This window comes from Streptomyces sp. NPDC029041 (assembly GCF_040637515.1).
In the GTDB taxonomy this organism is placed as follows: Bacteria; Actinomycetota; Actinomycetes; order Streptomycetales; family Streptomycetaceae; genus Streptomyces.
The window spans coordinates 16,151-28,278 of sequence record NZ_JBEZWO010000011.1; the positions used below are offsets into that span (position 1 = coordinate 16,151).

The window sequence follows — 12,128 nt, forward strand, 5'->3', positions numbered from 1 at the left end:
CGCCCTTGTCGTGTCCGTGCTCCTTGCCGTGCTCCTCGTGCTTGCCCCCTTCGTCGCCCTTGGCGGCGTGGGAGTCCTTGTCGTGGCGGGAGCCGTCCCCGTCGTCGGCGGTCACCGCGGCCAGCGCTCCGCCACCCGTGTGCATGCCGCCGCGCGGCCCGTCGTGCTTACCGTCCTTGTGGTGCTCCTTGCTGTAGGAATGGGTGGAGTCGTGGTCCCAGTCACCCGTCGCCTCGGCATAGGCGGCGGGTGCGGCGATCGCGAGGGCGGCCGTGGTCGTGGCCGTCGCGAGCAGCATGCGGGCAGAGCGCATCGGTGAGTCCTTCCGTCGCGGACCGGGCAGCTGACGCCTCGCCAGCACACCAGACCCGGTCTCGACGTGAACCACCGTCAGTCATCCCGGTCCGTCCCACCATCCGGGGCGATCACACGGGTTACGACGACACTCCGACGGAGGCATGCCCCGGCCGTGCACCCGTCGCCCTGGGCCCCTCGCCGTGCGCTCCCGTCAGCGGCGTCCGAACCGCCGATGGGTCATACGGGACGGGTCCGGGTCCGCCAGCTGGGCCGCCATACCGACGAGGACCAGCCCGCCCGCGATGAGCAGGCCCTCGGCCAGGGCGATGCCGGAGCCGAGCACGGCGACGCCGAGCGCCAGCCCCCACCAGGCTCCGGTCCGCCGGTACTCGCGGGGCCGGGTGGGGCGGCCGGATCTCATGGCCCGGGTGAACCGGGGGTCCTCCCGCTCGAGTCGTGCTTCGAGAGCGACCAGACGGTGGTCATCGGACTGGGGCACGGCTTCTCCTTCCCGGAACCCGAGCGCTTCGAGGCAGGGCACGGCCGAGGCCATGACAAGTCCTGGGTGTCGGGCCCTGCGGTGGCGCGGAGGGAGACAGGCCGTCTTCGCGGTGGTCGCGGCGTGCCACGGCTGTCTCACCCGGGCTTCGGCTTCTCCCCCCTCCAGCGGCTGCCACCATCGGATCCCACCCTCATCCTGCCCGGTGGCCGCCCCCCACGAACGCGGCTCCGCCGGCGGGGTGTTCGGTGCCAGGATGGGTGCTGTCACGGATGGCGGGAGGGGCCGGGCAGCGCACACCCTGGGTGGTGAGGTCTCGAGGAGGCGGCGCGCGGTGCCCTTGTTCCGGCGGATCTTCCTGCCGACGGCCGGACCCGCCGCGAACCGCCGCGATCCGCCGGGGGGCTGCCCCACCGTCCTCGTCCCGCCCTCGTCCCGATCCCGACCGGAACGGCCGACCATGAGCGACTCCCCCGCCCGCATCCTGCTCGCCGACGACCACGCCCTGGTGCGGCGCGGTGTCCGGCTCATCCTGGACGCCGAACCCGACCTCAGCGTGATCGCGGAGGCCGACGACGGAGCCGAGGCCGTCGCCAGGGCCCGGGAGCACCGGCCAGACCTGGCCGTCCTCGACATCGCCATGCCCCGCCTGACGGGGCTCCAGGCCGCCCGGGAGCTGTCCCGGACCTGCCCGGGGACGCGGATCCTGATCCTGACCATGTACGACAACGAGCAGTACCTCTTCGAGGCGCTCGGTGCCGGGGCCTCGGGCTACGTCCTCAAGTCCGTCGCGGACCGCGATCTGGTCGAGGCGTGCCGGGCCACGATGCGGGGCGAGGCGTTCCTGTACCCCGGTGCGGTCGACGCGCTGATCCGCGACCATCTCGCCCGTGCCCGGGAGGGCGGCGCGGCGTCCTCCCGGGCCCTCACCGACCGTGAGGAGGAGATCCTCAAGCTCGTCGCCGAGGGGCACACCTCGCAGCAGATCGCGGACCTGCTGGTCATCAGCCCCAGGACGGTGGAGCGGCACCGCGCGAACCTGCTGCAGAAGCTGGGCCTGAAGGACCGTCTGGAACTGACCCGCTACGCCGTCCGCGTCGGGCTGATCGAGCCGTGAGCGCGTCCGCGGACGGTCGCCGGCCCGGGCCTGTGGTTCGGATCAGGCCGGCTCACAGGCCCTGACGCTCGGCTTCGGCCGGCTGAGGCGCGGACGGTGCGCCCTCGCCCATGGGCTCGGCCTCGGCGGGGCGAGGCGCGGACGATGTGCCCTGGCCCGCGGGCTCGGCCTCGTACGCCGGGGTCGTGCGGCGGGGCAGGAAGCCCTGTCCCGTCCGCAGCGCGCGGGCGAGCAGATGTGCGCGTCCGGCGGCGATGGGGCCGAGGACCGCGAGGACGAGGACGTATCCCGCGATGAACGGGGCGAGCCGGGCGTCGAGGCCGGCACCGGCGGCCATGGCGGCCAGGATCAGTGCGAACTCGCCGCGGGCCACGAGGGTGGTGGCGATCTCGGCGGCGGGATCGAGGCCGTAGCGGTAGACGCGGGCGACGAGGAGACCCGCGGCGACGTTCATGACGAGCGTCAGCGCGGCCGCCGCGGCGACCGGTCCGGCCACGGAGACGATGTCGCCGGGGTCGATGGAGAGCCCGAAGGCGAAGAAGAAGATGGCCGCGAAGGCGTCGCGCAGCGGATGCACGAGGTCCCGGATGCGCGGGCCGGAGGGGGTGCCGGCCAGGATCAGGCCCACCATGAACGCGCCGATGGCGTCGGCGACCCCGAGGACCTCGGCGACTCCCGCCACCAGGACGGCAGCGCCGAGGAAGCTGATGACGAGCAGTTCGTTGTCGCGGGTCGCGATGAGTCGCCCCACCGGCTTCGTGCCGTAGCGGGCCGCCGCGGCCAGCAGCAGCAGGAAGCCGAAGGCCTTGGCGCCCTGCAGGACCATGTCGCCGACGCCTTGGGCGCCGCTGATGACGGGCTGGAGGGCGGCCAGGTACAGCGCGAGGAAGATGTCCTCCACCACGATGACGCCCAGGATGAGGCGGGTCTCCGGGCGGCCGATGCGGCCCAGGTCGATGAGGATCTTGGTGACGATGGCGGAGGAGGAGATCCCGAGGACACCGGCGAGGACCAGTGCCTCGCGCACGCCCCAGCCCAGGGCGAAGCCGAACGCCAGCCCCGCGCCGACGTTGAGCAGCAGGTAGATCCCGCCCGCCGTCAGCAGGCGCCGGCCGCCGCTCCTGAGGTCGTCGAGGTGGAACTCCAGCCCCAGGTAGAAGAGCAGCAGCACCAGTCCGAGAGCGGAGAGCATCTCGAAGTCGTGTGCGTCCTGGACGATGACCAGGCCGGGGGTGTGAGGGCCGAGCAGGATGCCCGCGAGCATGAACAGCGGGATCGTGGGGAGCCCGATTCTGCCGCCGAGGCGGGCGAGGAGGGCGGCGGCCAGGAAGGCTCCGCCCATGGCGAGAAGGCTGTCAGCGTGTCCCACGGATCACCACCTTCGTGGACGCGCGGGCGGATCGTTTCACCGAGCGGGGATGGATAGGGGCTCCTCCTTCTGGGGGCCGTGACGGGCAGCGTCGTGCGCCTGCGGGCGCGGTCCCGGACCCTGGCCATGATCATCGGCACGTCGGCCCGGGCGGTGCTGCCAGCCTCACACGGGCACCGGTGGCCTCACCATCGGTGCCCGCACCCACATCGGGGCGAGGACGACCCCCATCCCGGCGAGGACGACGCCCGTCACCTGCTGGTGGTCGATGTCCAGCAGGCTCGCCGCCGTTCGGAAGTCGGCCGTGCGGTGGCCGAGGGAGTAACCGTGCGCGTAGGCCGCGTCCGTGGCGCCTCGCGCGATGCGCGCGTGGGGAGTTGGGGCCGTCAGGCAGGACGAGCCCGATCATGACGGAGTGGCCGGCCGTCGGGCCACTCGTGCGTCACGGCTGCGCCGTGCCGGACGCCGCACCGCTGGGCGCCGCCACCGAGCCGCTGCCGAAGCGGATTCCCTTGGCCTCCTTGCCGAGCGCGCTCAGCAGGATCACCACCGCCAGCGTGGGCACGATGGTCCACGCCATCGCCGACGGGTACCCGTGCCGCGCGGCGAGGGCCTCCTGGATCGGCAGGTTGAGCGCGGCGACGAGGTTGCCGAGCTGGTAGGTGACGCCCGGGTAGAAACCCCGGACGGCGTCCGGGCTCATCTCGGTCAGATGCGCCGGGATGACGCCCCACGCGCCCTGCACGCACACCTGCATCAGGAAGGACGACAGCATCAGCCATCCGACGGTGGTGGACAGCACGAAGAACGGCACCACGGCCAGGCCCGCGGCCGCCGCGATCATGATCGTCCGGCGGCGGCCCAGCCGCTCGGAGTACGCGCCCAGCAGCACCCCGCCGACCATCGCGCCGATGTTGTAGACCACCGCGATCGCGATCGACGTGTTCGCCGACAGGTCGAGGCCCTTCTTCACGAAGGTGGGGTAGATGTCCTGGGTGCCGTGCGACATCCAGTTGAAGGCGGTCATCAGCGCGACCAGGTAGACGAAGCGCCGCAGCACTGCGGGGTCCCTGAACACCTGATGCGCGGGGGTGCGGTTGAGCGCGACGCTCTTCTCCCACACCTCGCTCTCCTCCACCCTGCTGCGCACCCACAGCGCGACCAGGGCGGGCAGCAGGCTGAACGCGAACAGACCGCGCCAGCCGAAGACGGGCTCGATGACGAAGAAGGCCACAGCGGCCAGGAGGTACCCCAGCGAGTAGCCGCTCTGCAGCAGGCCCGACCAGAATCCGCGCCGTTCGGTGGGGATCTTCTCCATGGCCAGGGCCGCGCCCAGGCCCCATTCGCCGCCCATACCGATGCCGTAGAGCAGGCGCAGCACCAGCAGGACCGTGTAGTCGGGCGCGAAGGCGCAGGCGAAGCCGACGATCGAGTAGAAGACGACATCGACCATGAGGGGGACGCGGCGGCCCCGGCGGTCCGCCCACATGCCGAAGAGCAGCGCGCCGACGGGCCGCATCACCAGGGTCGCGGTGGTCAGGAAGGCCATGTCGGTGAGGGAGACGTGGAAGTCGTCGGCTATCTCGCTGTAGAGGAGCACGACCAGGAAGTAGTCGAACGCGTCCATCGCCCAGCCGAGGTAGGCGGCCACGAAGGCGTTGCGCTGGTCCTTGGTCAGACCGGCTGCCTGGCCCTTCACGGTCTTCAGCACGTCTGCCTCCCGAAGTTCGCAGCCGAGGCTAGGCACGCGGCGTCGGGAATCGGGCAAAGGGCGACTCAGGTTTCGGCCAAGAGCCTCGACGGTGGCGTCAACGGCGTTCGGGGGGCCGCCTTTCCGGCGCCGTGACACCGCCGGACGCCGCCGCGTCGATCAGGCCGCGGAAGGTGGGGCATTCCAGGTGGCTGGGTGCGGGGCAGGCGGCGGCGTGCCGCAGGGAGTCACGCAGGGCCGTCAGTTCGTGGATCCTCCGGTCCAGTTCCTCCGCCTTGGCCGACAGCACCCGCCGGTCGATGCGCGGCCGCCCGTCCGGCGCGAACATCTGGGCGATCTCGTCGAGCGAGAACCCGGCCGTCCGCCCCAGCGCGATCAGCGCCAGCCGCTCCAGCACCCCGCTGTCGTACTGGCGCCGCAGGCCGCGTCGGCCGGTCGAGGCGATCAGGCTCTTCTCCTCGTAGAACCGCAGGGTCGAAGCGGCCACTCCGGCACGGTGCGCCACTTCTGCTATGTCCAGGTCTGTCATTGTCTTGACCTCAAGTCGACTTGAAGTAGAACGCTGTCATCCCGCCCCGGCGAGGGCAAGCGGGACGAAGGCGGAGCAGAGGGAGATGGACATGAACGACGCGCGCAGGTCCTACGACGAGCAGGCCGCCCGCTGGAACGGGCCGGCCGGCCACGCCTGGGTGGACCTCCAGGAGGTGCTGAACGGGATGTTCAGGCCCATCGAGGAACTCCTCGTCGACGCCGTGGCCGCCGAACACCCGGCGAGCGTGCTCGACGTGGGCTGTGGAACCGGCGCGGTCACCCGGGCCGTCGCACGCCGGGTCGGTCACTGCGTCGGGGTGGACGTCTCCGGCCCGATGATCGAGGCGGCCCGGGCGCAGGCAGAGCGCGAGGGCGTGGCGGCGTCCTTCCTCCAGGCCGACGCTCAGGAGTTCGCGTTCGAGCCGGCCGCCTTCGACGCGGTCGTCTCCCGCTTCGGCGTCATGTTCTTCAGCGACCCCGTGCGGGCCTTCGCCAATCTCCGCAGCACGATGAGGGACGGGGCAGGGCTGCGGTGCGCCGTGTGGCGGGACGCCGAGGAGAATCCGTTCATGACGACGGCGGAACGCGCCGCGGCCCCGTTCCTGCCGGAGGTCCCCGTCCGCCGGCCCGACGAGCCGGGCCAGTTCGCGTTCGCGGACCCGGAGCGGGTCCGGCGCATTCTGGCGGAGAGCGGCTGGGCCGGGATCGACATCCGGCCGGTCGACGTGCTCTGCACCCTGCCCGAGAAGGATCTCGTCACGTACTTCAGCCGGCTCGGTCCGCTCGGCACGGTCCTGCCCGAGGCCGACGAGCGGACCCGGGCGGAGATCGTCGAAGTGGTCCGCCCCGCCTTCGACCCCTTCGTGGAGGGCTCGGACGTCCGCTACACCGCGGCCTGCTGGATGGTGTCGGCGCGGGCCGCCGACGCGAAACTTTCGTGAGGTCCGGCCCCCTTTTCCGGACGCTGGCCACCGGCGCATAGTGAGATCACGATGACGCAGAAGAGAGCGCTGGTGGTCCGAGGCGGCTGGGAAGGTCATCAGCCGGTCGAGGCCACGGAACTGTTCCTGCCCTTCCTCCACGCCACCGGATACGCCGTCCGGGTCGAGGAGTCGACCCGGATCTACGCGGACAGCTCCGAGATGGCCGCCACCGACCTCGTCGTGCAGTGCGTGACGATGTCGGAGATCACCCGCGAGGAGCTGGCGGGCCTGAGCTCCGCGGTGGTGGCGGGCACGGGCTTCACCGGCTGGCACGGCGGCATCGCCGACTCGTTCCGTGCCTCCTCGGACTATCTGCACCTGGTCGGCGGCCAGTTCGCCACGCATCCCGGCAAGGAGCCGTGCGAGCGGCGGGGCGAGGCGGCGGACAACTTCCTGCCCCACACCATCGCCCTCACCGAGGCCGGCCGCGCGCACCCGATCACCGCCGGCATCGAGGACTTCACGCTGGACACCGAGCAGTACTGGGTGCTCCACGACGACCTCATCGACGTCCTGGCCACCACCACGCATCCCACCCGGCCGTGGCAGCCGTGGCACCGGCCGGTCACTTCCCCGGCGGTCTGGACCCGCCGGTGGGGTGCCGGGCGGATCGTGGTGACGACGCCGGGGCACAGCGTCGACGTGCTGGAGAACCCCCACGTCCGCACCATCATCGAGAGGGGCATGCTGTGGGCGACGCGCACCGCGTCGGAGTCGTAGGGCTCGGCGTCATCTCGCGCGCGTACCTGGACACGCTCGCCGGCCATCCCGCGGTGCGGATCACCGCGGTCGCCGACCTCGACGCCTCCCGGTCGGCCGCGGCCGCCGCCGAACTGCCCGGCGCCCGGGCCCTGACGGCCGCGGAGCTGCTGAGCAGCCCGGACGTGGACACGGTGCTGAACCTGACCACACCGGCGGCGCACGCGGGGATAGCCCTCGGGGCGATCCGGCACGGCAAGCACGTCTACGGGGAGAAGCCGCTGGCAGCCGGTCTGGAGGACGCCCGGGCCGTCCTGGCGGCCGCCGCCAAGGCGGGCAGCGGGGTGGGCTGCGCCCCGGACACCGTGCTGGGCACGGGAGTTCAGACCGCGCGGGCGGCCGTGGAGGCGGGGGCCATCGGACGCCCCCAGTTCGCGTCGGCCGTGATGGTGACCCCGGGCCATGAACGCTGGCACCCGAACCCGGACTTCTACTACACGGCGGGCGGTGGCCCGCTGCTGGACATGGGGCCCTACTACCTCACGTCCCTCGTCCATCTGCTGGGCCCGGTGCGTGCCGTGACCGGGGCGGCCGGGCGGCTGCGCGCCGAGCGCGTCATCGGATCCGGTCCGCGCGCCGGCGAGCGCATACCGGTCGAGGTGGACAGCCATGTCTCCGGAGTGCTGGAGCACGTGGACGGCACGCTGACGACGCTCACGACGAGCTTCGACGGCGTGGCCACCACGGCCGCGCCGATCGAGGTCCACGGCGAGGGCGGCACGCTCTCGGTCCCCGACCCGAACCGCTTCGACGGGGAGGTCCGTCTCCACGCGCTCGGCGACACCCGCTGGCGCTCCCTCCCGGCGTCGGCGGGCTACGCGGACGGCGCCCGCGGGGTCGGCCTGCTCGACTTCCTCACCGCCGACGGTGAGCGGCCGCCGCGCGCGAACGGCGAACTCGCCCTGCACGTACTGGAGACGATGACGGCGCTGCTGCGCTCGGCGGCCGAGGGTCGCCGGATCAAGCTGACGACGTCGGCGGAGGTGCCGGCGGCCGTGCCCCTGACGACCGCGGCCCGGTGGCTCGGCCGGCAGGAGTGACGTCAGTCCACGGGCCAGGTGTGCGCGGGCGCGTTCATGTGCATGTAGTCCATGTACGTCCGGGTCATCTGCCGCAGTGCCTCCCGCCGGTCGGAGATGCCGGCCTTCTCCAGGTGGTGCACCGTCTCGGCCTGCCACAGGGCGCCGTTGCGGCCGGTGACGCAGCGCTGCTCGATGATGCCCAGCAGGGGCTCGCGCCATGCGGCATCCATGCCGGTCAGCTCCAGGCCCCGGTGGGCCAGCGGCAGCAGACGCCGCAACACCAGTTCCGTGACCGGCACTTCGCCCACGCCGGGCCAGTACAGACGGGCGTCGATGCCGTCGCGGGCCGCGGTGTGCAGGTTCTCCTCGGCGACCGAGAACGACATCCGCGACCACACCGGCCGGTCCTCGTCGACGAGGGCGCGGGTCAGGCCGTAGTAGAAGGCGCCGTTGGCGATGATGTCGGCCACGGTGGGGCCGGCGGGCAGGACCCGGTTCTCGATGCGCAGATGGGGGCCGCTCTCGGTCACGGCGTAGATGGGGCGGTTCCAGCGGTAGATCGTGCCGTTGTGCAGGGTCAGTTCGCCCAGTTGGGGAACGCCGCCGCTGTCCAGCTCCTTCTGCGGGTCCTCGTCCTCGCACAGCGGCAGCAGGGCGGGGAAGTAGCGCACGTTCTCCTCGAAGAGGTCGAAGACGCTGGTGATCCAGCGCTCCCCGAACCACACCCGGGGCCGTACGCCCTGGGCCTTGATCTCCTCGGGCCGGGTGTCCGTGGCCTGTTCGAACAGGGGGATGCGGGTCTCGCGCCACAGCTCCTTGCCGAACAGGAAGGGCGAGTTCGCCGCGAGGGCGACCTGCACGCCCGCGATGGCCTGGGCCGCGTTCCAGTAGTGCGGGAACTCCCTCGGGTCGACCTGGAGGTGGAACTGGGTGCTGGTGCAGGCCGCCTCGGGAGTGATGGTGTCGGCGTACGTCGACAGGCGCTCCACTCCGTCGACCTTGATCCGCAGATCCTCGCCGCGGGCCGCGAAGATCTGCTCGTTGAGCAGGCGGTACCGGGGGTCGCCGGAGAGCGCGGACTCGCTGACGTCCGACTCGCCGAGGGTGGGCAGGATGCCGACCATGATCAGGTGCGCGCCCACCGCGGCGGCGCGGTCCTCGGCGTGGTTGAGGGCGTCCCGGATCGCCTGCTCCCAGGAGCCCGGGCCGCCGGTCGTCAGCAGCCGGGGCGGGATGTTGATCTCCAGGTTGAAACGGCCCAGTTCGCTCGACCAGGCGGGATCGGCGATCGCCTGGAGCACGTCGGTGTTGCGCATCGCGGGCAGCCCGGCGTCGTCCACGAGGTTGAGCTCGATCTCCAGCCCGACCTGAGGACGCTCGCTCTCGAAGCCGGACTCGCTGAGCATCCGGGCGAGCACCTCGAGGTCGGTGTGCATCTTCTCGCGGTACCGACGGCGGTCCTCCCGGGTGAACACCAGGGCCGGCACGTCACGTCCCATGTGCCCTCCTGCGCTCCTTCGGCGGATACGTCCGCTCCTTGGTGGACGGGTCTCGTCCCAGAGTCGCACCTTGTCCTCGACCCCGCACCCACCTGGCCTGATTTTGTGCCGCAAATAAACAAATCCCGGACGCGCAAGGACGTGCCCGGCAACAGCAGCTCCCTGACCCGGCTCCGGGTCGCCCTCACCCGTCTTCTTCGCCCTCGACGGCTTCGTCTTCGCCGGGTGGGTCGTGCGCATCCCCGCCATCAAGGTGCAGACCGGCGCTCCGCCGGCGCCCTGGGCCTCGCCCTCCTGGGCGTCTCCGCCGGGGCGGTCATCACCATGACGCTCACGGGCCGCCTCTGCCGCCGCTTCGGCAACCGCCGGGTCACCGTCGTCTGCGCGGTCCTGCTCTCGTTCGGCGTGGCCCTGCCTCCGCTGACCCACTCGGTGCTCGCTCTGTGCCTGGTCCTGCTCCTCTTCGGGGCCGCCTACGGCGGGATCAACGTGGCCTTCAGCAGCGCGGCCGTGGAGCTCGTGGCAGCGCTGCGGCGGCCGGTCATGCCGAGCTTCCACGCGGCGTTCAGCCTGGGCGGCATGGCCGGGGCGGGGCTGGGCGGTCTGGTCGCGGGGGCCCTGTCCCCCACGTGGCACCTGTCGCTGCTCACGGTCGTCGGCCTGCTCGTGACCGCCGCGGCGGGCCCCACGCTGCTGCGGCACGAGCCGACCGCACCCCCGGAGCGGGAGCGGCCCGTCGAGGACTCCCCACGACTGAACCGCCGCACCCGGGGGCTCGTCGTTCTCGGCGTGATCGCGGGCTGCACCGCGTAGGCGAGGGGGCGCCGGCCGACTGGGGCGCCCTGCACCTCGAGCAGGACCTGCACGCCTCGGCGGGCGCCGCGGCCGTGGGCTACTCGTGCTTCGCGCTCGCGATGACGGTGGGACGTCTGGCCGGCACCATCCCTCCGGAACGTCTGGGGCGGACCCGGACCGTCGTCGTGGGCGGCACCACCGCGGCGGCCGGCATGCTGCTCGGCTCCCTCGCCCCTTCCCTCTCGGCCGCCCTGGCCGGCTACGCGATCACGGGCGTCGGTCTCGCGAACCTCTTCCCCGTGGCCGTGGAGCGCGCGGGCGCCCTCGCGGGCCCTGGCGGCGTCGCCACGGCCTCGACGCTGGGCTACGGGGGCATGCTCCTCGGCCCGCCCGCGATCGGTTTCATGGCGGACTGGTTCACCCTGCCGACCGCACTGACCAGCGTGGCGGTCCTGGCTGCGGTGGCGGCGGTCGTGGGCGCGCCGGCGGGGGCGGCAGCCCGGCGGACGGAAACGGGCTGAAGCGCGGGGGGCCGCACAGGGGTACGCCGGTGATCCTGGGTACTCGTGGCCACGCCCGTTGTGATCACCGGGCCGTAACCGAGGACGAGGAGGCAGACCCGTGACCGCACAGCAGGACCCTCAGGAGCAGCACCCGACGCCGGAGTTTCCCTCCCAGGACCAGCCGCACCCCGGCTGGACAGGGCCGATGGATCCGCCCCCGGACCACGGTGAGGATTCCTACCGGGGCAGCGGCAGGCTGGAGGGCCGCAAGGCCGTGATCACCGGCGGGGACTCCGGGATCGGCCGTGCGGTCGCCCTGGCGTTCGCCCGCGAGGGTGCCGACGTCCTGTTCACCCATCTGGAGGACGAGAAGGACGACGCCGCCGAGACGGCCCGGCTCGTCGAGGAGGCCGGCCGGCGTGCCGTGCCCGTCGCGTGCGACGTACGAGAGGAGGAGAACTGCCGGGCGCTGATCGACCGGGCCGCGGACGAGTTCGGCCGGATCGACGTGCTCGTGAACAACGCCGCGTACCAGATGTCACAGCCGGACGGCATCGAGGCGATCACCACCGAGCAGTTCGACCGGGTGCTGCGCACCAACCTGTACGGCATGTTCTGGCTGTGCAAGCTGGCCCTGCCGCACATCCCGGAGGGCGGCAGCATCATCAACTCCACGTCCGTGCAGGCGTACAAGCCCAGTCCGCATCTTCTGGACTACGCCACGACGAAGGGCGCGATCGTCACCTTCACGCAGGGGCTGGCGCAGATGCTGATCGAGAAGGGCATCCGCGTCAACGCGGTGGCGCCGGGCCCGGTGTGGACGCCGCTGATCCCGGCGACCCTGCCGGACACGCAGACGTTCGGCAAGCAGGCTCCCATCGGCCGGCCCGCACAGCCCGCCGAGATGGCTCCGGCGTACGTCTTCCTCGCCTCGCAGGAGGCGTCGTACATCACCGCCGAGATCGTCAACGCGACGGGCGGGACGCCGCTGCCGTAGGCACCGCGGCCGGCCTGCCGCAATTCCCGGGTCCGGAGAGCGCTTC

The 12,128-nt window shown here is 72.1% G+C and carries 10 protein-coding genes and 2 pseudogenes; 6 read left to right on the forward strand and 6 right to left on the reverse strand.

From position 1 onward, the window contains the following. Positions 1–313, reverse strand: a pseudogene (locus AB0F04_RS27090) (hypothetical protein); the annotation flags it as partial. A gap of 195 nt (positions 314–508) precedes the next feature. Beyond that, the gene (locus AB0F04_RS27095; RefSeq protein WP_362045576.1) at positions 509–796 is read right to left on the reverse strand and encodes a DUF3040 domain-containing protein; all 288 of its coding nucleotides are present in this window, start codon (positions 794–796) and stop codon (positions 509–511) included. A 460-nt stretch (positions 797–1,256) separates the two neighbouring features. Between AB0F04_RS27095 and AB0F04_RS27100 the strand changes: the two genes are divergently transcribed. Beyond that, positions 1,257–1,913 (forward strand): response regulator transcription factor, encoded by a 657-nt coding sequence (locus AB0F04_RS27100; RefSeq protein WP_362045579.1) that lies wholly within the window; start codon positions 1,257–1,259, stop codon positions 1,911–1,913. A 52-nt stretch (positions 1,914–1,965) separates the two neighbouring features. On the opposite strand, the gene AB0F04_RS27105 is transcribed toward AB0F04_RS27100, so the two are convergent. From AB0F04_RS27105 to AB0F04_RS27115, 3 genes are all read right to left on the reverse strand, one after another. Next, the gene (locus AB0F04_RS27105; protein WP_362045582.1) at positions 1,966–3,282 is read right to left on the reverse strand and encodes a cation:proton antiporter; all 1,317 of its coding nucleotides are present in this window, start codon (positions 3,280–3,282) and stop codon (positions 1,966–1,968) included. A 442-nt stretch (positions 3,283–3,724) separates the two neighbouring features. After that, a complete protein-coding gene (locus AB0F04_RS27110) occupies positions 3,725–4,993 on the reverse strand; it encodes an MFS transporter (protein ID WP_362045585.1) in 1,269 nt (422 codons plus the stop codon). A gap of 97 nt (positions 4,994–5,090) precedes the next feature. Further along, positions 5,091–5,522, reverse strand: coding sequence for a helix-turn-helix domain-containing protein (locus tag AB0F04_RS27115; protein WP_362045589.1), 432 nt, complete (start codon positions 5,520–5,522; stop codon positions 5,091–5,093). Between the two features lie 91 nt (positions 5,523–5,613). Between AB0F04_RS27115 and AB0F04_RS27120 the strand changes: the two genes are divergently transcribed. The 3 genes from AB0F04_RS27120 to AB0F04_RS27130 are packed head-to-tail and all read left to right on the forward strand — an operon-like array spanning position 5,614 to position 8,306. Further along, complete coding sequence (locus AB0F04_RS27120; protein WP_362045592.1) at positions 5,614–6,465, forward strand: class I SAM-dependent methyltransferase; 852 nt, start codon at positions 5,614–5,616, stop codon at positions 6,463–6,465. 51 nt (positions 6,466–6,516) lie between these two features. Continuing rightward, a complete protein-coding gene (locus tag AB0F04_RS27125; RefSeq protein ID WP_362045594.1) occupies positions 6,517–7,227 on the forward strand; it encodes a ThuA domain-containing protein in 711 nt (236 codons plus the stop codon). Then, on the forward strand, positions 7,197–8,306 hold the full coding sequence (locus tag AB0F04_RS27130) for a Gfo/Idh/MocA family oxidoreductase (protein ID WP_362045597.1): 1,110 nt from the start codon (positions 7,197–7,199) through the stop codon (positions 8,304–8,306). Before AB0F04_RS27125 ends, AB0F04_RS27130 begins: the two co-directional genes overlap by 31 nt. Positions 8,307–8,308: 2 nt before the next feature. Here the strand turns inward: AB0F04_RS27130 and AB0F04_RS27135 are convergent, their stop codons facing one another. After that, on the reverse strand, positions 8,309–9,787 hold the full coding sequence (locus tag AB0F04_RS27135) for a glutamate--cysteine ligase (protein WP_362045600.1): 1,479 nt from the start codon (positions 9,785–9,787) through the stop codon (positions 8,309–8,311). A 141-nt stretch (positions 9,788–9,928) separates the two neighbouring features. On the opposite strand from AB0F04_RS27135, the pseudogene AB0F04_RS27140 reads away from it, so the two are divergent. Both AB0F04_RS27140 and AB0F04_RS27145 read left to right on the forward strand, forming a co-directional pair. Then, positions 9,929–11,103 (forward strand): annotated as a pseudogene (locus AB0F04_RS27140) (MFS transporter). A gap of 100 nt (positions 11,104–11,203) precedes the next feature. Next, the gene (locus AB0F04_RS27145; RefSeq protein WP_362045603.1) at positions 11,204–12,082 is read left to right on the forward strand and encodes an SDR family oxidoreductase; all 879 of its coding nucleotides are present in this window, start codon (positions 11,204–11,206) and stop codon (positions 12,080–12,082) included. The last annotated feature ends 46 nt before the right edge of the window (positions 12,083–12,128 follow it).

Coding starts and splice junctions, on each gene's coding strand:
- AB0F04_RS27120 (WP_362045592.1), top strand. CDS start 5,614: ATGAACGACGCGCGCAGGTCCTACGACGAGCAGGCCGCCCGCTGGAAC.
- AB0F04_RS27115 (WP_362045589.1), bottom strand. CDS start 5,522: ATGACAGACCTGGACATAGCAGAAGTGGCGCACCGTGCCGGAGTGGCC.
- AB0F04_RS27135 (WP_362045600.1), bottom strand. CDS start 9,787: ATGGGACGTGACGTGCCGGCCCTGGTGTTCACCCGGGAGGACCGCCGT.
- AB0F04_RS27125 (WP_362045594.1), top strand. CDS start 6,517: ATGACGCAGAAGAGAGCGCTGGTGGTCCGAGGCGGCTGGGAAGGTCAT.
- AB0F04_RS27100 (WP_362045579.1), top strand. CDS start 1,257: ATGAGCGACTCCCCCGCCCGCATCCTGCTCGCCGACGACCACGCCCTG.